Source organism: Pseudomonas sp. NBRC 111130 (genome assembly GCF_001320485.1).
Lineage (GTDB): Bacteria > Pseudomonadota > Gammaproteobacteria > Pseudomonadales > Pseudomonadaceae > Aquipseudomonas > Aquipseudomonas vlassakiae.
Genome location: NZ_BCBG01000001.1, coordinates 116460 through 139432, shown reverse-complemented (window position 1 = coordinate 139432; position 22973 = coordinate 116460). Strand labels below are relative to the sequence as shown.

The following is a 22973-nucleotide window of genomic DNA, read 5'->3' as shown; positions in this document are numbered from 1 at the left end:
CATGCTCTCTTGTTGTTTTAGCGCTGCAGCAGGCCGCGGGCGGCCAGGTTGCGCATCATCGCGCCAAGGCCGAAGGTCCACGGCGCAGCCTGGTCGCTGGTGGTCACCTGGTTGTGCAGCTGGCCGAGCAGGGGGCTGGCGATGCGCACCCGGTCACCCGGTTTGTGGGTGAATCCCGCGCCCGGCTGGTCACGGTCTTCGATGGGGGCGAACAGCGTACCAAGGAACAGCAGGAAGCCGTCGGGGTATTGATGGTTGGCGTTGAGGGTCTGGCGCACCAGGTCTTCAGGGTCGCGGCTGATCTGGTCCATCGAGCTGCTGCCGACCAGGCGGTAGCCGTCCTCGCCCTGGACTTCCAGGTCGACCACGCAGTGGCGCACCGCGTCCAGGTCGAAGCTGTCGTCGAACAGGCGGATGAACGGGCCGACAGCGCACGAGGCGTTGTTGTCCTTGGCCTTGCTCAGCAGCAACGCACTGCGGCCTTCGAAATCGCGCAGGTTGACGTCGTTGCCCAAGGTGGCGCCGTGAATGCGTCCGCGGCTGTCCACGGCCAGCACCACTTCGGGCTCGGGGTTGTTCCATGCCGAGCCGGGGTGCACGCCGATCGCGCTGCCGCTGCCGACGGCCGCCAGTACCGGGGCCTTGGTGAACACTTCGGCATCGGGACCGATGCCCACCTCCAGGTACTGCGACCACATGCCTTGCTCGATCAGCAGGGCCTTGAGTGCCATCGCCTGTGGTGAGCCTGGGCGCACTGCCCGGAGGTTGTCGCCGATCACCGAATGCACGGTGGCACGCACCGCCTCGGCCTTGCTGGCATCACCGGCTGCCTGCTCTTCGATGACGCGCTCGATCATGCTGGCGGCGAAGGTCACCCCGGCCGCCTTGATCACTTGCAGGTCGACCGGGGCGAGCAGGTAGGGCTGCTGGGCGTCGAACGCTTCGCCGCTGTTGGCCAGCAACGCTTCGAGGCTGCCCAGGAAGCGGCCCGGGGTGCTGCGCACGGCGTGCAACGGGTCGTCGCTTTCCAGCAGCTGGCTCAGGGTGGCAAAGCGCTCGGACAGGTCGAACACACCGTCCGGGCGCACGGTGATCGGCGAGGGGCCGCCAGGTTCGCCCGGGGTCCAGGCGCGGCCGATCAGGGTGCCGGTCAGGCCGTCCGCAGGCAGGGTATTGGCGGGGGTGAGGGTCATCGGCATGGATCGCAATCTCTCGGAACGTGAGAGCTGCACGCTAGGCAAGCGGCGCGATAAACTCCAATGGCTTAATCTCACCATTCAATAACAAGCGGTTATCGCAGCGACAGGGGCGTGCATGTCGGACCTTTCCTTTTCCCACGTTTGCAACTGGCTCAAGTTCCGCCACCTGTTGCTGATCGAGACCCTCGGGCGCACGCACAACATGCACGTTGCGGCGCAGCAGATGAACCTGACCCAGCCGGCGATCAGCAAGATGCTCAAGGAAATCGAGCACTTGCTCGGCTTCGCCCTGTTCGAACGGCTGCCGCGCAGCATGCCGCCAACGGCGCTTGGCGAGCAGGTGCTGCGCTATGCCCAGGTGGCGTTGAACGATGCGCGCAACTTCGTCGACCAGATCGACAGCCTGCGCCAGGGCGGTCACGGGCAGTTGAAGGTAGGCGGCATTTTCGCCGCCACCGCCGTGGCGCTGCCCGATGCCATCGTCGCCATCAAGCAGCGCAAGCCGTTGCTGTCGATCGAAGTGGTGGAGCAGACCAGCGATCACCTGATGGCCATGCTCGAAGACAAGCAGCTGCACCTGGCCGTGGCGCGCTTCACCGACGCGTCCCAGCAGCAGCGCTTCGACTTCCAGCCGCTGGCACCGGAACCGTTCTGCTTCGTGGTCAACGACCAGCACCCGCTGAGCGCTGCCGGGCCGGTGACCTTGCCGCAGCTGCTGGAGTGGCCGTGGATTCTCTACCCCAAGGGCACCCCGATTCGCGGGCGCATGGAGCGGGCCTTCGCCGAGGCGGGCGTGGCCGTGCCGCGCAATACCATCGACACCATCTCCATGCAGACCTTCCTCAAGGTGCTGCTGGGCGGGCCGATGATCGGCATGTTGCCCCAGGCGATGGTCGAGCCGCACCTGGCCAGCGGGGTGCTGGTCAACCTCGACACCCCGCTGCACCTGGCGCCGCAGGACTACGGCATCCTCACCCGCAAGGGCGAGCCGTTGAGCGGCGCGGCGCTGGAGTTCGCTGAGATCCTGCTGGCCCACGCGGGCCGAGGGGAGGGGGAGCGATAACGCACCGTTATCGGATGATCGATAAATGCCATTGGGAAAGCATCGCACAGCCGCCTAGATTAGCGACCCATGTCTTTCGCAATGCCGAGGAATCATCCATGACGTCCCACGCAGGCCAGCAATTCATCGGCGGGGTTCGCCGCGCCACCGGTCAGGCGGCCTTGTACAGTGTCGATGCACGTACCGGGCAGCCACTGCCAGGCGCGTTCTACCAGGCCAGCGACGCAGAAGTCGATGCCGCTGCCCGGGCCGCTGCAGCGGCCTACCCTCAGTACCGGGCCTTGCCCGCCGCTCGCCGCGCCGAGTTTCTCGACGCCATCGCCGATGCGCTCGATGCCCTGGGTGACGACTTCATCGCTACCGTATGCCAGGAAACGGCCTTGCCGCCCGCCCGTATCCAGGGTGAGCGGGTGCGTACCAGCGGCCAGCTGAGGCTGTTCGCCACGGTGTTGCGCCGCGGTGACTTCCTCGGCGCGCGCATCGACCGTGCGCAGCCCCAGCGTGCCCCGCTGCCGCGCCTGGATATCCGCCAGTGCCGCATGGGCCTGGGGCCGGTCGCAGTGTTCGGCGCCAGCAACTTCCCCCTGGCGTTTTCCACGGCCGGTGGCGACACCGCTGCGGCGCTGGCCGCCGGCTGCCCGGTGGTGTTCAAGGCCCACAGCGGCCACATGGCCACGGCGCAGTGGGTGGCCGAGGCGATCGTCGCTGCCGCTGAGCGCTGTGCCATGCCGGCCGGGGTGTTCAACATGATCTACGGTGGCCGGGTCGGTGAGGCGCTGGTCAAGCACCCGGCCATCCAGGCCGTGGACTTCACCGGTTCGCTCAAGGGCGGCCGCGCCCTGTGCGACATGGCGGCGGCGCGGCCGCAACCGATTCCGGTGTTCGCCGAAATGAGCAGCATCAACCCGGTGCTGGTGCTGCCCGGGGCGCTGGCCGTGCGCGGCGAGGCCGTGGCCCGCGAGCTGGTCGCTTCGGTGGTGCTCGGCTGCGGGCAGTTCTGTACCAACCCTGGCCTGGTGCTGGGGGTGCGCTCGCCAGCCTTCAGCGCCTTCGTCGAGCAGCTGGCTGCGCAAATCGCCGAGCAGCCACCACAGACCATGCTCAACGCCGGCACCCTGGCCAGCTATGCCCACGGCGTGGCCGCGCTCAAGGCGCAGGCCGGCGTGCGCTTGCTGGCTGGCGCCGAGCAGCAGGGCAACCAGGCCTGGCCGCAGCTGTTCCAGGCGGATGCGCAGCTGTTGCTGGCTGGCGAAGCGCTGCTGCAGGAGGAAATCTTCGGTCCGGCCACCGTGCTGGTCGAACTCGCCGACCAGGCCCAGTTGCTGGCCGCGCTGCAGGCGCTGGGCGGGCAACTGACCGCCACCTTGATCGGCGAGCCGGACGACCTGGCGCACGCCGCGCCGCTGGTGGCAGTGCTTGAACAGAAGGCCGGCCGCGTGTTGGTCAACGGCTACCCGACCGGCGTCGAGGTATGCGATGCCATGGTCCATGGCGGCCCGTTCCCGGCCACCTCCGACAGCCGTGGCACCTCGGTCGGCACCCTGGCGATCGACCGTTTCCTGCGCCCGGTGTGCTACCAGAACTTCCCCGATCCGTTGCTGCCCGAGGCGCTGCGCGATGCCAACCCGCTTGGTTTGCTGCGCCTGGTCGACGGCCAGCCCAGCCGTGACCCGATTCGCTGATTACCGCTGCTGATAGTCACCCACCGGCTGCGCCTGCAGCGGTGGGCTTCCCATAACAACAATCAGGCATGCACGACATGCCACGAGGCTTGGCCATGGCTCATCCATCTACCGCCCCCACCGCCGATCAGGCGTTCGAAGACCGCACCTACCGCAAGGTCATCCTGCGTATCCTGCCGATCCTGCTGCTGTGTTACATCGCCGCCTACCTGGACCGGGTCAATATCGGCTTTGCCAAGCTGAGCATGCTCGACGACCTGCAGTTCAGCAACACCGTCTACGCCCTGGGTGCCAGCGTGTTCTTCTGGGGCTACTTCCTGTTCGAGGTGCCCAGCAACCTGCTGCTGCATCGCTACGGCGCGCGCTTCTGGATCGCCCGGATCATGCTGAGCTGGGCGATCATCTCGATGGCGGTGGCGTTCACCCAGCCGTTGGCCGGGTTCTTCCACATCGAGTCCAGCACCATGTTCTACGTGCTGCGCTTCTTGCTGGGCATCTGCGAGGCCGGTTTCTTCCCCGGCGTGATCCTTTACCTCAACTACTGGTTCCCGACCCATCGGCAGAGCCGGGTCATGTCGGGTTTCCTCATGGCGATGCCGGTCAGCCTCACCCTCGGTGGGGTGCTGTCAGGCTGGCTGATGACCCGCCTGGATGGCTGGCATGACCTGGCCGGCTGGCAGTGGATGCTGCTGGTCGAGGGCGTGCCTTCGGTGATCATGGCCGTGGTGGTGTTCACCTGCCTGTGCGACAACATCGACAAGGCCACCTGGCTGTCGGCTGCGCAGAAGCAGTTGCTCAAGGCCAACCTGCAACAGGAAGCGGACGGCAAGGTCTCGCGGCTCGGTGAGGTGTTCTTCAACCCGCGGGTTTGGCTGCTGGTGTTGATCCTGCTGACCTTCAATACTGGCTTCTATGGCCTGGCGTTCTGGATGCCGTCGATCATCAAGAGCGCGGGCGTGACCAGCAGCCTGGAGATTGGCCTGCTGACCGCCATCCCGTACAGCGTGGCGATCGTGGCCATGTTCCTCAATGCGCGCCACTCCAACCGCACCGGCGAGCGCCGCTGGCATGCCGCGATCCCCGCATTCATCGGCGGCTGCGGGCTGATCCTCAGCGCCGCGTTCGCCCATGATGTCACCCTGTCGATCCTGTTCCTGACCGTGGCCGCGTCGGGTGTGCTGAGCCTGATGCCGATCTTCTGGACCCTGCCGGGCACGGTGTTGTCCGGTGTCGCGGCGGCGGCGGGCATCGGCATGATCAATGCCATCGGCAACCTGTCGGGCTTCACCGGCTCGATGATCACGGCAATGGCGGAGAACCTGACCGGTAACATCAACGACGGCACCTACGTGTTGGGCCTGTGCCTGTTCGTCAGCGGTTTGCTGATCCTGGCGATCCCCGCCGCGATGCTCAAGCGTTCGGCTGCCGAGCCGCGCAAGCAGCTGGAACTGGAGGCGGCCTGAGCGGCGCCAGTCACAAGGTGGTCGACTTGCCCATGCGGTCCAGCTCGAACACCTTGCTGCGTTGCAGGCACTCACGCAGGTAACGCGCCGCCGGGCCAGGCTGACGCTTGCGATGCCAAAGCAGGTCCACCCCCACCAGCCAGTCGGTGTGGGGGTAGGCCTCCAGTTGCAGCTCCATCAGCTGCCCGCTTTCCAGCTCGCGCTGCACCAACAGGCGCGGCAGGGTCGCCCAGCCAAGCCCGCCGCGGACCATCTCGACCAGTGCCAGGTAACTCTCCGCCCGCCATAGCTGGCCGGCCCGCAGGTATTCGCTGCTGGGCAGCTTGTCGGCATGGGCGAAAAACGCCAGCCGGCGATGGGCGTTGAGGTCGGCGAAGCTGACCGGGCCCTGCCGCGCCAAGGCGAATTGCGGGTGGCAGACGTGGGTCATGATCAGCTTGCCCAGCTGTTGGAAGGCCAGCTCCGGCGGGTAGCCGGGCTGGGCGAAACTCACCCCGAGGTCGGCTTCGCCGGTCAGGATCATTTCGCTGACGTCGCCGTGCAGCGGGTGGCGGATCGCCAGGTCGACAAACGGAAACGCCTCGTCGAAGCCTCTGAAGGGCGCTATCAGCGGGCCATAGGGCACCTCGATCGCCAGGGTCAGCGCGGCTTCCACCTGGCCTGCCAGGCTGTCGGCGCTGCCCTCCAGGGCGTAGCAGCGCTCAAGGATGCCCTCGGCACGCAGTAGCAGTTTATGGCCCGCCGCGGTCAGGGCCGGGATGCGGCTGGTGCGGTCGAACAGCTGCACGCCCAGGTCGGTTTCCAGGTTGCTGATGGCCGCGCTGACCGTCGACTGGGTGCGCCCCAGTCGTCGCGCTGCGGCAGAAAACGAGCCGGCCTGAACGGCGCTGACGAACACCTGCAACTGCTCCAGCGAAAAGCGCATCACCTGATCCTGTCCACGGGTCAATCCATCGATAGTAACGATGGTTAATCATTTGCTCCATCGGTGATTACCCAGGATTCTTCACCCAGACATCGGCGACAGCTGCCACGCTTCCCTGCGCTGCATGTCACTCCGGGCGCCTTCAACAATAAAAAGAGCCGCACTTCAGGAGATTCACGACATGAGCCAACCAGTTATCCATCCCGTGGACGAAATATTGCCTGCGCGGCAGCTGTTCAGCTTCGGCCTGCAGCATGTGCTGGTGATGTACGCCGGTGCCGTCGCCGTGCCACTGATTCTGGGCAGTGCCCTGGGGCTGACCCAGGCCCAGGTGGTGACCTTGATCAATGCCAACCTGCTCACCTCGGGTGTCGCCACCTTGCTGCAAACCCTCGGGCTGTGGCGTTTCGGCGCACGCCTGCCACTGATCCAGGGCTGCTCGTTCATTGCCCTGGCGCCGATGATCATGATTGGCAAAGAGTTCGGGCTACCTCACGTATTCGGTGCGGTGATCGCCGCCGGTGCGCTCACCATCGCCATCGCGCCGCTGTTCAGCCGCTTGCTGCGATTCTTCCCGCCAGTGGTGATCGGCAGCCTGATCACCGTCATCGGCATTTCGCTGATGCCGGCTGCGGCCATCTGGCTTGGAGGAGGGCAGCCAGGCACTGCGGACTTCGGCAAGCCGGCCAACCTGATGCTGGGCGTGGCGACGGTGGCGATGACGCTGGTGATCCACGCCCGTTTTCGTGGCTTCATCGGCAACCTCAGCGTGCTCCTGGGGCTGATTGCCGGCAGCGTGCTGGCTGCGGCCTGCGGCATGACCGATTTCAGCCGAGTGGGCGATGCCGCGTGGTTCGAGCTCAGCGCGCCGATGGCGTTCGGCATGCCGCAGTTCGCCTTCACGCCCGTGCTGATCATGCTGCTGGCGATGCTGGTGATCATGGCCGAGACCACCGGCAACTGCCTGGCCATCGGCAAGCTGACCGGCAAGCCCACCGACCCGCACACCCTGGGCAACGCGTTTCGCGCCGATGGCCTGTCGACCATGCTGGGTGGCCTGTTCAACAGCTTCCCTTACAACGCGTTCACGCAGAACACCGGCCTGATCGCGCTTTCCGGGGTCAAGAGCCGCTTCGTGGTCGCCGCAGCGGGCGCCATCATGGTGTTGATGGGGCTGTTCCCCAAGCTGGGTGCGCTGATCGCCAGTGTGCCGACGCCAGTGCTCGGTGGCTGCGCCATCGTGATGTTCGGCATGACCACGGTGGCGGGCATCCAGGAACTGGCCCGTGTCCGTTTCGAAGGGACCCGCAACGGCCTGGTGGTGGCGGTGTCGGTCAGCATCGGTGTGTTGCCGATGTCGATGCCGGCACTGTTCGAGCATGTCAGCGGCCCGCTGAAGCTGGTGCTGGAAAGCGGGATCTTCCTGGCTGCGGTCAGCGCGATCCTGCTCAACCTGCTGCTCAACCGTGAAGCCGCACCCCGCAGCCAGGACGCCATCGATACCCGCCTGGCCAAGTGAGCCTGCCTTTTCATGCGCGCCAGCCGGCGCGCTTTCACCTGCCGTACAAGGAGTAACCGCCATGACTTTCACCCGCTCCGGCGCCGAGCTTTCCGAGTTGGACCTGGCCCTGCTGCGCGAGTCGATCCGCCTGTCCGAGCAATCGCGCAAGGACGGCCGACACCCCTTTGCTGCCCTGGTGGCCGATGCGCAAGGGCAGATCATCGCCAGCGCCGGCAACAACTCCATGCCCCCGAAGGGCGACCCGACCCAGCATGCCGAGCTGGTCGCAGCGGCGCGTGCCGCCAGGCTGCTGACACCGGAACAACTCGCAGGCTGCACCCTTTACACCAGCGCCGAGCCCTGCTGCATGTGTGCTGGCGCGGTCTACTGGACCGGCATTGGCCGGGTGGTCTATGCCTTGTCGGAACATGCTTTGCTCGGGCTGACCGGTGCGCACCCGGAAAACCCCACGTTTTCGCTGCCGTGCCGCGAGGTGTTCGCCCGCGGTCAGCGCACGGTGCAGGTGCATGGCCCGCTGCTTGAGAACGAGGCGGCGACCGCCCACCAGGGGTTCTGGGCATGAACGGCGGCGTCTCCGTGCACGTGGTGGACATTGCCAGCGGGCGTGCCGCGCAAGGGCTGCGCCTGAGCATCGGCGTCGCGGGCGGCGCGCCGATCGCGCAGGGCATCATCGATGCGCGCGGCCAATGGGCGGGGCTGGCGGAGATGAACGCGCTGTTCGGGGCCGGCGTCTATGAAGTGCGTTTGCAGGTGGCCCGGTTTTATCGGGAAATGGGGACGCCGTTGCCTGAAATCCCCTTTATCGACGAACTCATCTACCGCTTCGGGATCGGTGATCCCCAGGCGCACTATCACTTGCCTTTCAAGCTCACCGCCTGGGGCGTCAGCTGCTTCCGGGGTGGCGCTTGACGCTGCGTCTGGCCATGCCTGGTGACTAAATCCGCAGCGATTCATCCTCTTTCTGCTGCTACCCGGCGCTGCATGGCTTATCCTTGCGCCACGCAATCAACGTAGAAGCAGTGAAATACGATGGGTTTTGAACAACTAGCTGAGTTACGTGACCGCCTGCGGTCTGAAAAAGAGCAGCAGGCAAAGGCCGACGCCCCGCGCCCTGCCAAGCGCAAGCCCGCCTCGCAGGCCAAGGCGCGTGAGCAGGACCCGGCGGTGGAAGCGATCTGGCCACTGCAGAAGCATTTCCCGTTGGCTTTCCCGGTCAACCCGGCGCCCAAGGTGCCGCTCAAGGAGGGCATCTTCAAGGATGCCGAGCAACACCTGGAGCTGCTCGGCATCACGGTCGAGCAGCTCAAGCTGGGCATCTCGACCTGGTGCCGCGGCAACCGCTACTGGGCAAGCATGGTCGAAGGTGCTTCGCGCCTGGACTTGAATGGCCAGCCCGCAGGCGTTGTCACCGCCGGTCAGGCGCTGTACGCCAAGCAACAGGCGGCACGCCAGCGCGGCAAAGGCCGCAAGGACCGCGCCAAAGCCAAAGCCGCTGCCCCGGCCCCGGCCCCTGTCGCCGACGCAGTGGAACCGACTGCGGACTGAGCCACTTCGCGCTGGGCCCTGCGCCATCCAACCGGATGGCGCCTGGGCCTGCTCAAATGTGCGATCCCTTTGGAAGCGGCTTTTTCCCGCGAACACGGGCGCAGCCCGTGCCATCCCCCTGAAACCAGGGCGACAGCCATTAGTGCCACTGATCTGGCTTGTCACGCAGCGCACTGAACACCTGAACCTCAGCAGTTACCTCAACAGGGTAGGGCGCCTTTCGGTCGCCTCTGACATTCGGGAGTTCAACCTATGAAAGCCATCGTGTACAACGGCCCACGTGACGTCGCGGTCAAGGATGTGAAGGACGCGATGATCGAGAAGCCAACAGACGTGCTGGTACGCATTACCACCACCAACATTTGCGGTTCCGACCTCCACATGTATGAGGGGCGAACGTCATTCGAAACCGGGCGGGTATTCGGCCATGAAAACCTCGGCGAGGTGATCGAGGTAGGCGCCGGGGTCGACCGGGTCAAAGTCGGTGATCGCGTTTGCCTGCCATTCAATATCGGCTGCGGCTTCTGCGAAAACTGTGAAAAAGGGCTCACGGGATTTTGCCTGACCGCCAATCCGGGCACTGCCGGCGCTGCCTATGGTTTCGCCGACATGGGGCCTTATCAGGGTGGCCAGGCAGAGTTGCTGCGCGTGCCCTATGGAGATTTCAATTGCCTGGTCCTGCCGGAAGATGCCGAGGAGCGCGAAGATGACTACGTCATGCTCTCCGATATTTTCCCCACCGGTTGGCATGCCACAGAGCTGGCCGGCCTGCAGCCAGGCGAGAGCATCGCGATCTATGGAGCCGGGCCTGTCGGGCTGATGGCGGCGCATTCGGCCATCATCAGGGGTGCCTCCCAGGTGTTCGTGGTCGACAACCAGCCAGACCGCCTGCAGCTTGCCGCGCAGCTTGGGGCAACCCCCATCAACGCCGTGGAGCAGAAGGCCGTGGAAGAGATCCTCAACCTGACCCATGGCAGAGGCACCGACCGCGGGTGCGAGTGCGTCGGCTATCAGTGCTGTGACAAGCATGGGCATGAAGTGAACAACCTCACCATGAACAACCTGGTCGCTTCGACCAAGGCCACCGGTGGCATAGGTGTCGTGGGCGTGTTCGTGCCGCAAGACCCTGGTGCGAAAAACGACTTGGCGAAAGAGGGCAAGATGGCCTTCGATTTCGGCGCGTTCTGGTTCAAAGGCCAGCAGATCCGCACCGGCCAGGCGAATGTGAAGGCGTACAATCGCCGTCTTGCAGCGCTTATCCACCATGGGCGGGCCAAGCCCTCGCAGATTATTTCTCACCGCCTGAGGCTTGCTGAAGGCCCGCAGGCCTACCAGCATTTCGATGCAAGGGATGATGGCTGGACGAAGGTGGTGCTCAAGCCAGCGGCTTGAGCCGAGGGCATCATCGTTCAGGGCGATAGCCACCGATGGCCAACGCTGCCCGCAGCGCGGCCAGGTGGCTCAGGCCCTGCGGCAGGTTGCCTAGGTACTGTCCATTCTTTGGGTCGACCATCTCCGAGTAGATGCCCACCCCCTGCGACAGTGCGCCCAACGCTTTGCCATAGGCCGCCTCGGCTCGCGCTTGCTGGCCGAGGATGGCCCAGGCCTCGATCACCCAGAACGTGCAGGCCAGGAAGCAACCTTCCTGCGTTTGAGCTTCGCTGTAGCGGTAGTGGAACGGACCGGCACCCAACGCCTCCTGTATCGCCTCCAAGGTGCTGCGTAGCCGCGCCACGCTGGGGTAACCGAAGCGCACCGCCAGTGCCAGCGAAGCGTCCAGCCGATCACTGCCTGGGTAGAACAGATACGCCTGATGGGCCTCGCTCCAGCAGTGGGCTTCAATCCATGCCTGAACGCGTTGCCGCTCGCGATCCCAGCGTTCCCGGCAGGTGGTGGGCAGGTGGCCGCCATCGGCCAGTTCGATGGCCCGGCTCAAGGCTTGCCAGCAGCTGATCTTGGACATCGTGTAATGCTGCTTTTCCGGCAGTTCCCAGATACCGGCGTCTTGTTGCCTCCAGCAATCGGCGCATTGGTCGGCCAGTGCCGACAGGATCATGGCGCTGGGCGAGTCGAGAATGTTGCCGCAGTCGATGAAGCAGCGGGCAGTCTCGAAAATATCGCCGAACACGCCATGTTGCAGCTGGTCACGGGCATCGTTGCCGACCACGGGCGGCGAGTGCTTGTAGCCGGGGAGGTCGACCGGGCGCACGCAAGCACCGATTGCCCCGTCCAGGGTATAGAACACCCGTGGCCCGTGTTCATCCAGCCGACGCAGCAACCAGCTGAAGGCGGCCTTGGCTTCTGGCTGCGCACCGATGCTCAGAAACGCTTCGATGGTGTAGCCGGCATCACGGATCCAGGCGAACCGGTAGTCGTAGTTCTTGTTGCCACCGATGCGTTCAGGAAGCGATGAGGTGGCTGCCGCCATGATCGAGCCACTGGGCGAGGACAGCAGCAGCTTGAGTGCCAGCGCGTTGCGCACGACCAGCGGTTTGTACGGGCCATCGTAGACCAGGCTCCTGGACCATTGGCACCACTCCCGGTGCGAGCCATCGATGCGTTCATCGATCAAGGCCAATGGCGGTACTACCAGTGGCTCGTCACGCCCGGCGATGATCGCGACCACTGCGCGCTGCCCGGCGGCAACGCTGAGCGAGGCCCGCACGCCCAGGTCGTCCTTGCGCTTGACCTGTACCTGGTGATCATGCAGGAACATGCCGAGTATGCGCCCTGCATGGAATACGCATGCATTGTCATTCGGTGCCAGGTAGGGGCTGACCGTATCGGCCTGGGTGCCGAAATCGATGGCGATGTGCAAGTCCATCTGCCCTTCGATGCCTTCGATGCGCCTGGCCAGTTCAGCCCAGGGCAACCGGCCGGCCGGGCCGCTGTTCAGGGACTCGGTAAGGCGGGCGCGACCCTCATCGGTGATGAAGGTGGTTTCGAGCACATTGCTGTCGGGCAGGTAGCGGCGCTCGGCAACGAACGGCGCGCTGGGGGTAATCGAGAAGTAGCCGCCCGTTTGCGGGGCCAGCAGCTTGTCGAACAGGGGCGGGGAGTCCATATGGGGGACGCACCACCAGTCGATGGAGCCGTCCAGGCCGATGAGTGCAACGGAGCGTCCATCGCCCAGCGCGCCGTATTCTTCCAGGGGTAGCCAGCCCCCTTCGTCCCGCTGAGGCGCACCGTATTGCATCCCCTCGATCGGTTGTCTTTCCATCGGCATGCCTGCGAGAGCTCGTGTTCTGTGTGGGACATACCGATTGCGCGCCAAGTTCGTTTATCCGCCGTTCCTATACCTCGCCTGAACTTTGCGCCTCACGCCGGCTTCCCTTTTGTAATGAGTAAAAACGAGGAGTGCGACATGACCAAACAAGCCCAACCGCAGCAGCCAGGCGCGCAAACAAAGGTTACTGGCGAACAGGAGCGGGATAACGATGCCCGTCGGCCCGATGGTTCGACCGGTACATCGCATGACTCCACTGCTCAGAAAACGGCCCGTGGCCACGGCCGACAGAAGCGCTGAAATTCATCCCTACAATGCCGACCTGGAGGCTTTGCCATGCAACCCAAGACCGAAGGGCTCGAAGAGCACGGCCCAAGTGGTGTGCCTTTCATCAACGATCCGGAAAAACCCACCTCACCGCCGCTGAATGACGCCGATGCCACCGATGCCGCAGAGGCTGAGGAAGACATCGGGGACGATGGCCAATAGCTCTGAGCGCGGTGCAAAAAAATGCCGGGGCGATGCCTCGCCCCGGCACATTCAGCAAAGGCCGATGCCCTTAGCTGTTGCGACCGCCGCCGTGGCTGTTCTGTCCGCCTTTACGGCCAGCCTCCGATGCGCGTTCGCGGTCGTTGGCAAAGTTGCCGCCGGAAGCCTGGCCGCCCTTGCGGCCTGCCTCGGATGCTTTCTCCCGGTCATTGGCAAAATTGCCTGGGTTGTTCTGTGCGGTACCGCCTTGATGCCCACGGTTGCTTTGATTGTTAGCCATGATCTTTCACCTCATGTGGCACACAGGAAAGTCTGTGTTCAACTCCGACGCTTCGGCAGGGGGGCAATGCTCCCGCTAATTCGCCGTTGCCGGACGAAATGCATGAAAGGACCCGAGTTGGAGTTAATCGCGCCGCAGAGCCTGGGCAGCCAGTATCTGCAATCTGTTTTATCAGCGTCCCGGCCTTTGTCAGTTCAAAAACTGGTCATCCCCGTTGGCTCGCCACGCTGGCAGGACGCAACTGAACGTGGCGTACGACGTTCAGGTCAACCGCTAGCGATCAGCAGAGGAGGATGACCGTTGGACATTGAAGCGTTGCTGACTGAGTTGCTGAACGCCCGTGGCCCGGGCGGCCAGGAAGATGAAGTTCGGGCCATCTGCCTGCGAGCGTTGGAAGACGTGTGCGACGAGGCCTATGTCGACAGGGCCGGGAATGTGATCGGGGTCGTTCGAGCGTCTCGTGCCTGTGACCCTGATGCAGCCATCCGGGTCATGGCTCACCTTGATGAGATCGCCATGATCGTCAAGAACGTTCGTGCTGACGGCACCTTGGAAGTCCTGGCCCTGGGCGGGGCGCAGCCCATCAGTTTTGGCGTCTGTCCTGTCGATATCCTGGGCGATGAAAAGACCCTGCCAGGTGTTCTGTCTTACGGCTCGATGCATAACAGCGGTCGTACTTCGAACGGGCGAGATGTGCTGGCAGGCAATGTTCAGTGGAAGGATGTCTACGTCGTTACCCGCACCTCAAAAGCCGAGCTGGAGCAAGCAGGCGTGCGGCCTGGCACGCGTGTGGTGCTCAGCCAGCATTGGCGCAAACCCTTCCGGGTCAATGACTGTATCGCGGCTCATTTCCTCGATGACCGGGCGCCGTTGACGGCGGTGATCCACTGCGCACGGCTGCTGCACCAGAGAAGGCAACAGCTGCGGCAAGACGTCTGGTTCGTTCTGACCACCCTGGAGGAGGAGTCCAATGCCGGCGCCCTGTACGCGGCTTCCAGGCTGCCAGGCGAAACCACCATCGCGGTCGAGGTTGGGCCGGTGCTGGAAGAATACGGTACGCAGCTCTCGGTCAACCCGATCATCAATACCGGCGACCAGAAGGGCTACTACAGCCGCACCGTCGTTCAGGCGTTGATCGCCGCCAGCCGGCGAGCAGGTTATGCGCCGCAGTCGGCCCTGCTGGTGGATTTTGCCTCCGACGCCAGTGCGGTGCTGAGCACGGGCATTGATGCCCAGGCGGGTTGCATCGCTATTCCCACTGAAAACACCCACGGTTTCGAGATGGTGCCGGTGGAGGGTATTTCGGCGTGCGCTGCGACGCTGGTGGAGTATCTGACAGGCTCGACGGCTGGCGGTCCGCAACGGACAACAGCGTGAGCCTGGCTCAGACCGACGTCACAACGAAGCTATCTCAACGTAGCTATCTCAACGTAGCTATCCGTTCGGACATCACGGCCATGCCGGTAGCCCATCACGGCTGCTGGTAATGCCCTGGCGATGTGCCGGGCTCATGGTCATGTTCAAGACGCTGAACCTGAACATCAGTGAAGGATGACGCTTCGTTGCGGTGCAGGCCCTGCAGATAATCGCGGGCAGCTTCGCGACTGAGGTCTTCCTGCTCACTGCGCAACTCGCACGTGCCGGGTTGGTTGTCGAGGATGTAGCTGATCAAGTACAGGTAGCTGGCCATGTCGAATGTCCCTTTGCAGATAGATAGTGGCGCGAACCTTCTGGTTGATCGTGGCGCAGTCGCATCCGTTCACCCCGGTTGATGGTCGGCTGTAATGCCGCAGTTGGTCATGGCCATGGCATTGAGAGTCGCCTTTATCGGCACTGCGAATACCCAAGCACCAGCAGCCTTTTGCCAAAAATAGAGGCGTGCGTTGATTAGCGCGTTTCGTCCGCCTTTTCGAAATTCAATGCACGATGCGGCGCTTGGTACCGGTCACTGATAAACACAGATCTTCCTGTGTGTACCTACCGACATGAGGTGTCAATCATGGCTAGCAATCAGGACAACCGCGGTAATCAAGGCGGCAACGCAAACACCAATCCTGGCAATTTCGCCAACGACCGGGAAAAGGCTTCCGAAGCCGGGCACAAAGGCGGCCAGGCGTCAGGCGGCAACTTCAAGAACGATCCGGAACGCGCATCTGAAGCAGGCCACAAAGGGGGGCAGGCCTCGGGAGGCAATTTCAAGAACGACCCTGAGCGTGCCTCGGAAGCGGGCCATAAAGGTGGCCAGGCGTCAGGGGGCAATTTTGCCAATGACCGCGAAAAAGCTTCCGAAGCCGGCCGTGTAGGTGGCCAGCACAGCCACGGCGGCGGTCGCAAGAGTGATGACAACCGCTGATCATCCATAAACGTGCAGGGGGCAGCCCGGCTGCCCCTGCGCACTGATGAGGACCTGCTTATGTTCATGCATAACAAGCGATTGCAATACACCGTGCGCGTGGCGCAACCCAACCCCGGCCTGGCCAATCTACTGCTGGAACAGTTCGGTGGGCCGCAGGGCGAACTGGCCGCCGCGATGCGCTACTTCACCCAGGCGGTCAGTGAGGATGACGCAGGACGCAAGGACATGCTCTACGACATTGCCACCGAAGAGCTCAGCCACCTGGAGATCATCGGCTCGATCGTGGTGATGCTCAACAAAGGCGCCAAGGGCAGCCTGGCCGAAGGCGTGGAGGCCGAGGGAGAGCTGTACCGCTCGCTGACCGGCGCCGGCAATGACTCCCATGTCACCAGCCTGCTATACGGTGCCGGAGCCCCGCTGGTCAATTCCGCCGGGGTACCGTGGAGCGCGGCCTACATCGACACCATTGGCGAACCGACGGCCGACTTGCGCTCGAACATTGCTGCCGAGGCGCGCGCCAAGATCGTCTATGAACGGCTGATCAACGTCACCGATGATCCCGGCATCAAAGATGCCCTGGGCTTCTTGATGAGCCGTGAGATCGCCCACCAGATGTCGTTCGAAAAGGCGCTGCATGCTATCCAGCCAAACTTCCCGCAAGGCAAGTTGCCCGGCGACCCTGAGCTCAATCGCACGTATTTCAACCTGTCCCAGGGCGGGGATATGCGTGGGGCCTGGAATGAAGGGCAGGACTGGATTTACGTCGATGAGCCGCGTCCCGCTGTGGATGGTGGCGATGGCTCGGCCAGTGTGCAGCTCGATGAGCGCGGCGCAGACACCCTCGCAGCCATGAAGCTCCGTACCCAGTCGAACCCAGATGCGCAACCTCTGACCGGAGCGGAACTCGGCAAAGTGAACAGTGGGCAGCAATGAGAAATGCCCGCGCCGGAGTTCGTCCGGCGCGGGATGCGTATTCAGCGCTTGGCTTCTGCATCAGGGTCGGCCGAGCGGGCCAGGAATGCGCGGGTTACTTCCGGCAGATGCGCCTTGAGCCATTCGGCCATGGCGACTTCTTCCTTGAGGATCGAACGACAGGCTTGCGCCGTCGCGCTGTCGCCGGCCGCTTCGGCGGCTTCTATGAGCACCGTGTAGGAGGCAATCTCCAGGTTTTCGAACACATAGCCTGCCATCGCCCCTTTGACCACTTCATCGCTCATGGTCATCCCGCCGACCGCCTGCCCGAACGCCATGAGCTTGCCCGCCAGATCCTTCAAGGTCGAGGTGCTGCCGCCCAGGCGCTCGATGCATTCGACCAGCACGCGCTGCTGCCCTTGAGTCTCTTCGATGTGTTTGACGATGCGGCCTTTCAACTCGGGGTAATGTTCCAGCCGCTCTGCCTGTCCCTTGAGCATGCTCTCGGCCTGTTGCTCCATTGCATGGGCGTCACGCAGCCAGTCGAGCAGGTTTTCTTTCGCACTTGCCATGATCAGTACCTCGCATCCAGTGATAGGTATCTGTTGGGAGAGCGTTCAGCGGCGCCGCGCTCAGTTCAATCGACGAATGGGGCATGGGCAGAAGCGGATTCCACCGGGCAGCAGCGCCGAACTTAAGGTAGGCGTCGTACTCGTAACGTTTAGATACATATAACGAGACGAGGTCGGCATGAGGATGATCCACGGCACTTCGCATTTTCGACCTTATACCTCTGCGTCGGGAGGCTGGGGGTCTGCCCATTCGGTGCTGAACATCCTCTGGCGCGAGCAGACCCTGATCAACGGCACGCGTGCGTTGACCAAACAGAACAAGCCCAAAGGTTTCGCCTGTGTCAGTTGTGCATGGGCCAAGCCTGGCGACCCTCACGCGTTGGAATTTTGCGAAAACGGCGCCAAGGCGACGGCGTGGGAATTGACCACGTTGCGCAGCTCACCCGAGTTCTTCACGGCGCATTCGCTCAGCGAATTGCGTGGCTGGACGGATTACCAGCTGGAGCAGCACGGCCGTCTTACCCATCCACTGCGGTATGACAAGCACACCGATCGGTATGTGGTGACGACCTGGGGGGAGGCTACCGAGGCAATCGCCACGCAACTGCGTGCGCTGAGCCCCGACGAGGTGGTGTTCTATGCGTCAGGGCGCGCATCGCTCGAGACATCATTCATCTACCAGCTGTTTGCCCGTGCCTATGGCACCAACAACCTTCCCGACAGTTCCAACATGTGCCACGAAAGCACGTCGGTGGGCTTGCAGGAAAGCATCGGCGTGCCGGTGGGCACGGTCACACTGGCCGATTTCGAACACACCGATTGCATCTTTTTCTTCGGGCAGAACGTCGGCAGCAACAGCCCACGCATGCTTCATCCGCTTCAAGAGGTGCGCAAGCGCAACGTTCCGATCATTACCTTCAACCCGATCCGGGAGCGGGGACTGGAGCGCTTCGTCAATCCCCAGTCCCCCACTGAAATGCTCGGTCCGAAATCCACGGCCATCAGCACCCAATATCACCAGGTCGCCATCGGCGGCGACACCGCTGCCGTCATGGGCATTGCCAAGGCCCTGCTGGAGATGGAGGACCGGTCGAAAATCAACGGCGAGCGGCCAGTGCTGGATCACGCTTTCCTCGCGCAACATACCGAGGGCCTGGTCGACTTCATGGAGCAGGTGCGGGGCTATGCATGGGCTGAGCTGGAGCACCGGTCCGGCCTGAGCCGCAGCGCGATGGAGGCCGCCGCCACGGTGTATGCGCGCAGCGAGAAGGTGATGATCGTCTATGGCATGGGCATGACCCAACACCGGCACGGCGTAGGTAACGTGCAGATGCTGGTCAACTTGCTGTTGTTGCGCGGCAATATCGGCAAGCCGGGAGCCGGTATCTGCCCGGTGAGGGGGCACTCCAATGTGCAGGGCCAGCGCACCGTAGGGATCACCGAAGACCCGGCAAAGGTGCCCAAGGACAAGATCGAGGCACTGTTCGGCTTCAAGGTCCCTGAGCACAAAGGCCTGACCACGGTCGAGGCCTGCGAGGGCATTCTCAATGGCAGTGTGAAGGGGTTCATCGGGCTTGGCGGCAACTTTCTGCGCGCGGTACCCGACACAAGTCGAATGGAGCCTGCGTGGGCGGGGCTTGGTCTGAGCGTGCAGATCGCCACCAAGCTCAATCGCACGCACCTGGTACCCGCTGAACACACCTGGCTGCTGCCCTGCCTGGGCAGGATCGAAATCGACCGCCAGGGTGGCATTGAGCAGACGTACACCACTGAAGACAGTACCGGTTGCGTTCACGCCTGGCGTGGCACTGCAGAACCGGCAGGGGAGCAGTTGCGCTCGGAACTGGCGATTGTCGCCGCCTTGGCCGACGCCACGCTGGGCGACGCCGTCGCCATACCCTGGCTGCACTGGAGCCAGGACTACGCACGCGTTCGCCAGGCCATCAGCGAAGTCTATCCGGACATCTTCCATGACTTTGAAACACGCATGTGGGAGCCCGGTGGGTTCCATCGGCCGTTGGGTGCGGCGCAGCGCCAATGGGCCACGCCGTCGGGCAAGGCCCGGTTCATTACGCCCGCATCGCTGGACGAGGATGATGATGTCCTGACCGGGGAGGCGGGCCGCAATGTCCTGCAACTGATGACGCTGCGCAGCAATGACCAGTTCAACACAACGGTGTACGGCTACGATGATCGCTTCAGGGGCGTGAAGGGCACGCGCAAAGTGGTGTTCCTCAACCGCAACGATATCGTACGCCTGGGCTTCGTGCCGGGCGGCTGGGTGCGCTTGCGCACGGCCATTGAACCGGCTGTGCGGCGTGAGGCAGGGCCTTTCCAGATCATCGCCTACGACATCCCGGAAGGGTGCGCTGCGTCTTACTACCCGGAGTCCAATGCGCTCCTCCCGCTATGGCACCACGCCAGACGCAGTAAGGTACCGGCCGCGAAATCGGTGCCCGTGATCTTGATCGCTGCGCAGCCAGATGCCGATGATCTCGAGCATGCCGTGCCCGCAACTGACCAGGTCGTGTAGCGGGTCGTCGAGCAGAGGGAGCCCTATGGAGAGTGTCGAATGGGGGCTGATGGCCGCACGGGCCCAGTTCGCCGTGACCATCAGCTTTCATATCGTGCTGGCGGCGTTCAGCATTGGTCTGGCGAATTTCCTGCTGGTGCTGGAGGCGCTGTGGCTGTGGCGCCGGGAGCAGGTCTATCTGGATATCTACCGGTACTGGCTGAAGCTGTTCGCGCTCAACGTCGCGATCGGTACGGCGTCAGGCCTCATCCTCGAATACCAGTTGGGTCTCAACTGGTCACGGCTTTCCACCCAGGCAGGGGAAATCCTCGGGCCGCTGATGTTCTACGAGGTGATGGCGGCGTTTTTCCTGGAGGCAGGTTTCCTCGGGATCATGCTGTTCGGCATGAAAAAGGTGGGACCCAAGCTGCATTTTTTTGCCACCTGCGCGGTGGCTGTCGGCTCCATCATCAGTGCGTTCTGGATCCTGTCGGCAAACGCCTGGATGCACACACCGCGCGGTTTCGGCATTGGCCCGGATGGGCGGTTTATCGCGCAGGATTGGTGGGCGATCATTTTCAACCCGTCTTTCCCTTATCGCTTCGCCCATATGATGCTGGCCACCTTCCTGGCCACCGCCTTGCTCATCGCTGGCGCGAGTGCATGGCAGTTGTTGCGCGAGCCCTCCAACCGTCATGCCAGGCTACAGTTCAGCATGGCGATGTGGACCCTTGCCGTACTCGCACCTGTCCAGCTTGTGGCAGGCGATCTGCATGGCGAGAACACGCTGCGGTTCCAGCCACAGAAGGTGGCTGCGATGGAGGGCGCATGGGTGCGCCCTGCACCTGGCGCAGGTGAACCGCTGCGGTTGTTTGCACTACCCGACATGGCCGAGCGGCGCAATCATTTCGAGTTGGCGATTCCACGCGTAGCATCGCTGTATCTGCGCCATGACCTGAGCAGTTCGATCACCCCGCTCACGGAATTCGCGCCGCAGGACATCCCGCCTGTCGCGATTGTGTTCTGGGCCTTTCGCCTGATGGTGGGCCTGGGGCTGCTGATGATCGTCCTCGGCATCACCAGCCTGGTATTGCGCCATCGACAGCGCTTGTACACGGCGCGCTGGATGCACCGCTGCTGCGTGCTGATGGCGCCGGCCGGTTTCATCGCCATGATCAGTGGCTGGGTGGTCACCGAGGTTGGCCGCCAACCCTTTACGGTCTACAACGTGCTGCGAACGGCTGACAGTGTATCGCCTGTCTCCAGGGAGCAGGCCGTCGGCGCTACCGGCGTGATTCTGGTTTTTTATCTGGTGGTGTTCGGCATCGGCTTGTGGGTATTGCTGCGCATCCTGCGTCATCCTGCCAAGGCAGGGGAGCCAGAACCGCAGCCGACCCTTGCGGATGAAATCGGCAGGCCATGAGGTGCGCCCATGCTCGAAGGTGACGTGATCGTTTTGCTTTCAGCTGCCGCTCTCGCGTTTTCGGTGCTCAGCTACGTGCTGCTCGACGGTACGGATCTGGGCGTCGGTATTCTCTTGGGGCTGACCCGCAGCGCCGGGCGACGACGCGCCATGGCGGTGTCGATCTTGCCCATCTGGGACGCGAACGAAACCTGGCTGGTGCTGGGTGGCGGAGGGCTGCTGGCGCTGTTTCCGCTGGCGTATGCGGTGCTGCTACCGGCGTTGTACCTACCCTTCATCGTCATGTTCCTGGCGCTGATCATGCGTGCCATGGCATTGGAATTTCGCGATTACACGCAAAGCCCGACCCTCAAGCGCGGCATCGACGCGCTGCACACGTGCGGGTCGTTGATCGCCGGGGGATGCCAGGGCGCGGCGCTGGGAACGCTGGTGCAAGGCATTTCCAGCCGGAACGGGCAATTCACCGGAACCGGCTGGGAATGGCTCAGCCCTTTCGCACTCTACTGCGCGGGCGTGTTGGTGGTGGGCTATGCGTGGCTTGGGGCCTGTTGGCTGTATTGGCGAAGCGAAGGTGACCTGCAACGAACATCGCGCAGGCAAGCGCAATGTCTTGCTGCAGCCACCCTGGTGCTGCTGATGGTTCTGCTCATCTGGACGTCTGGCCTGAACCCCGGTTATGCGCAGCGACTTTTCAACCCGGTCGTTCTGGGGGCAATGGGCGGAACAGGCCTGTTTGCCTTCACCGCTTTTGCGCTCAGCTTTCGAAGCCGCTACGACGTAGTGCCGCTGATCTGCGCGCTGAGTGTGTTCGTCCTGGCGTTCACGCTGATGGTCGTTACCCTTTTTCCTCTGATCGTCCCGCCCAGCCTCACGCTGTTCAGCGCCGCGTCTGGCAGGACAAGCCAAACCTTCATGCTGGCTGGTTTTGTCCTGCTGATGCCGGTGACCTTTTTCTACAACACCTTTGGGTTTCGAGTGTTTAGCGGGAAAGTCCATGTGTGGGGGCGAGGCGCACCCTGAGCAATTAGTGCATGGCTCGGCTATGACGAGACCTGTGACTGCCGGTGAACCGAACAGCAATCCGGGTGGCAGCGGGCGCCCGCGAAGAAGCCAACGCGCAGCCTTGACCTTCCAGTACTACTGCACAAACCCTGATAACCTCCATGCTATCGACGTGTCGATGGTTCGCCAGTGTTGGGCTTACCTCACATGACAAGGTATTTGCAGATGCCGATCCTGAGCAGAAGCCGATGACAGGGGTAATGAATGCTTTTCGTAGTGCTGCTTGGCGGTAAACACCCTCGGGCAAGAATCGAGGTGCACGATGTCGCTTTCGTGGTGGCCGATACGCTTGAACAAGCCTACCCGCAACTGCGTGACAGTTGGTTCGGCAGCCTTAAAGGCATGCATATCGACGCCTGGATGGCTGTCGATGGCGTCGAGGGCTGGCGGGTGGAATTGAGCAGCTTGGCGCCATTACCCGATGCACCGCGCCTTTACTTCATCAACCTGGGGGGCTACGAGTCGCAGACGTTCGGCGAAGCGCATCATTATCTGTTGGTCGTGGCCAGGGACAAACGCGAGGCCAAGGCAAAAGGCAAGCGGCAGATCCTGTCACATTGGGCGCAGGCCCACACCGATGCGGTGCTGGACGTTGACGACTGCTTGCCCATTGATGAAGTGGGCGGCCGCTATGTGCACCTGGTTGAAGGGCCGCATGCCGGGATCGTGCAGCGCAACGACTACATCGTCCTGGGATAGCCTTGCCAGCCAGGCGAGCGGCGCAGGCCTGCGAAGGGCTGGC

General features: G+C 63.2%; 23 protein-coding genes. 17 read left to right on the top strand and 6 right to left on the bottom strand.

The annotated features are described in order from the left end of the window. Positions 1–17 precede the first annotated feature (17 nt). Positions 18–1199 carry a fumarylacetoacetate hydrolase family protein gene (locus APH33_RS00845; RefSeq protein ID WP_054883336.1) on the bottom strand — a complete coding sequence of 394 codons (1182 nt, stop codon included), beginning with the start codon at positions 1197–1199 and terminating at the stop codon, positions 18–20. Positions 1200–1314: 115 nt separating this feature from the next. Between APH33_RS00845 and APH33_RS00840 the strand changes: the two genes are divergently transcribed. From APH33_RS00840 to APH33_RS00830, 3 genes are all read left to right on the top strand, one after another. Then, the gene (locus APH33_RS00840; protein ID WP_054883335.1) at positions 1315–2262 is read left to right on the top strand and encodes a LysR family transcriptional regulator; all 948 of its coding nucleotides are present in this window, start codon (positions 1315–1317) and stop codon (positions 2260–2262) included. Between the two features lie 98 nt (positions 2263–2360). After that, positions 2361–3944 (top strand): aldehyde dehydrogenase (NADP(+)), encoded by a 1584-nt coding sequence (locus tag APH33_RS00835; protein WP_054883334.1) that lies wholly within the window; start codon positions 2361–2363, stop codon positions 3942–3944. Between the two features lie 77 nt (positions 3945–4021). Beyond that, entirely contained in the window at positions 4022–5407 is a 1386-nt protein-coding gene (locus APH33_RS00830; protein WP_054883333.1) for an MFS transporter, read from the top strand. A 10-nt stretch (positions 5408–5417) separates the two neighbouring features. On the opposite strand, the gene APH33_RS00825 is transcribed toward APH33_RS00830, so the two are convergent. Further along, positions 5418–6332, bottom strand: a complete 915-nt coding sequence (locus tag APH33_RS00825; protein WP_054883332.1) for a LysR family transcriptional regulator — start codon at positions 6330–6332, stop codon at positions 5418–5420. 181 nt (positions 6333–6513) lie between these two features. Here APH33_RS00825 and APH33_RS00820 point away from each other — a divergent pair, with 181 nt between their 5' ends. From APH33_RS00820 to APH33_RS00800, 5 genes are all read left to right on the top strand, one after another. Continuing rightward, positions 6514–7851, top strand: coding sequence for a nucleobase:cation symporter-2 family protein (locus APH33_RS00820; RefSeq protein ID WP_054883331.1), 1338 nt, complete (start codon positions 6514–6516; stop codon positions 7849–7851). Between the two features lie 61 nt (positions 7852–7912). After that, positions 7913–8416 carry a nucleoside deaminase gene (locus APH33_RS00815; RefSeq protein WP_054883330.1) on the top strand — a complete coding sequence of 168 codons (504 nt, stop codon included), beginning with the start codon at positions 7913–7915 and terminating at the stop codon, positions 8414–8416. Then, on the top strand, positions 8413–8763 hold the full coding sequence (locus tag APH33_RS00810; protein ID WP_054883329.1) for a hydroxyisourate hydrolase: 351 nt from the start codon (positions 8413–8415) through the stop codon (positions 8761–8763). Before APH33_RS00815 ends, APH33_RS00810 begins: the two co-directional genes overlap by 4 nt. Before the next feature lie 120 nt (positions 8764–8883). Then, positions 8884–9399, top strand: a complete 516-nt coding sequence (locus tag APH33_RS00805) for a ProQ/FinO family protein (protein WP_054883328.1) — start codon at positions 8884–8886, stop codon at positions 9397–9399. Positions 9400–9651: 252 nt separating this feature from the next. Continuing rightward, the gene (locus APH33_RS00800; RefSeq protein WP_054883327.1) at positions 9652–10791 is read left to right on the top strand and encodes a glutathione-independent formaldehyde dehydrogenase; all 1140 of its coding nucleotides are present in this window, start codon (positions 9652–9654) and stop codon (positions 10789–10791) included. Positions 10792–10801: 10 nt separating this feature from the next. On the opposite strand, the gene APH33_RS00795 is transcribed toward APH33_RS00800, so the two are convergent. Next, positions 10802–12595 carry a glycoside hydrolase family 15 protein gene (locus tag APH33_RS00795; protein WP_156351853.1) on the bottom strand — a complete coding sequence of 598 codons (1794 nt, stop codon included), beginning with the start codon at positions 12593–12595 and terminating at the stop codon, positions 10802–10804. A 168-nt stretch (positions 12596–12763) separates the two neighbouring features. On the opposite strand from APH33_RS00795, the gene APH33_RS27345 reads away from it, so the two are divergent. Beyond that, positions 12764–12925 carry a hypothetical protein gene (locus tag APH33_RS27345; protein WP_177332323.1) on the top strand — a complete coding sequence of 54 codons (162 nt, stop codon included), beginning with the start codon at positions 12764–12766 and terminating at the stop codon, positions 12923–12925. Between the two features lie 36 nt (positions 12926–12961). Next, a complete protein-coding gene (locus tag APH33_RS27340) occupies positions 12962–13114 on the top strand; it encodes a hypothetical protein (RefSeq protein ID WP_177332322.1) in 153 nt (50 codons plus the stop codon). Positions 13115–13184: 70 nt separating this feature from the next. Here APH33_RS27340 and APH33_RS00790 read toward each other — a convergent pair whose 3' ends face one another. Further along, a complete protein-coding gene (locus APH33_RS00790; protein ID WP_054883325.1) occupies positions 13185–13394 on the bottom strand; it encodes a general stress protein in 210 nt (69 codons plus the stop codon). 300 nt (positions 13395–13694) lie between these two features. On the opposite strand from APH33_RS00790, the gene APH33_RS00785 reads away from it, so the two are divergent. Next, complete coding sequence (locus APH33_RS00785; RefSeq protein ID WP_054883324.1) at positions 13695–14771, top strand: M28 family peptidase; 1077 nt, start codon at positions 13695–13697, stop codon at positions 14769–14771. A 94-nt stretch (positions 14772–14865) separates the two neighbouring features. Here the strand turns inward: APH33_RS00785 and APH33_RS00780 are convergent, their stop codons facing one another. Then, the gene (locus tag APH33_RS00780) at positions 14866–15084 is read right to left on the bottom strand and encodes a hypothetical protein (RefSeq protein ID WP_054883323.1); all 219 of its coding nucleotides are present in this window, start codon (positions 15082–15084) and stop codon (positions 14866–14868) included. Positions 15085–15393: 309 nt separating this feature from the next. Here APH33_RS00780 and APH33_RS00775 point away from each other — a divergent pair, with 309 nt between their 5' ends. Further along, complete coding sequence (locus APH33_RS00775; RefSeq protein WP_054883322.1) at positions 15394–15747, top strand: general stress protein; 354 nt, start codon at positions 15394–15396, stop codon at positions 15745–15747. A 60-nt stretch (positions 15748–15807) separates the two neighbouring features. Further along, positions 15808–16683, top strand: coding sequence for a manganese catalase family protein (locus APH33_RS00770; protein WP_054883321.1), 876 nt, complete (start codon positions 15808–15810; stop codon positions 16681–16683). A 41-nt stretch (positions 16684–16724) separates the two neighbouring features. Here APH33_RS00770 and APH33_RS00765 read toward each other — a convergent pair whose 3' ends face one another. Beyond that, entirely contained in the window at positions 16725–17234 is a 510-nt protein-coding gene (locus APH33_RS00765) for a ferritin-like domain-containing protein (protein ID WP_054883320.1), read from the bottom strand. Positions 17235–17412: 178 nt separating this feature from the next. Between APH33_RS00765 and APH33_RS00760 the strand changes: the two genes are divergently transcribed. From APH33_RS00760 to APH33_RS00745, 4 genes are all read left to right on the top strand, one after another. Next, on the top strand, positions 17413–19767 hold the full coding sequence (locus APH33_RS00760) for an FdhF/YdeP family oxidoreductase (protein ID WP_054883319.1): 2355 nt from the start codon (positions 17413–17415) through the stop codon (positions 19765–19767). 25 nt (positions 19768–19792) lie between these two features. Beyond that, complete coding sequence (locus APH33_RS00755) at positions 19793–21169, top strand: cytochrome ubiquinol oxidase subunit I (protein ID WP_054883318.1); 1377 nt, start codon at positions 19793–19795, stop codon at positions 21167–21169. A gap of 9 nt (positions 21170–21178) precedes the next feature. Beyond that, a complete protein-coding gene (locus tag APH33_RS00750) occupies positions 21179–22189 on the top strand; it encodes a cytochrome d ubiquinol oxidase subunit II (protein ID WP_054883317.1) in 1011 nt (336 codons plus the stop codon). A 246-nt stretch (positions 22190–22435) separates the two neighbouring features. Further along, entirely contained in the window at positions 22436–22930 is a 495-nt protein-coding gene (locus tag APH33_RS00745; RefSeq protein ID WP_054883316.1) for a DUF1543 domain-containing protein, read from the top strand. Positions 22931–22973 lie beyond the last annotated feature (43 nt).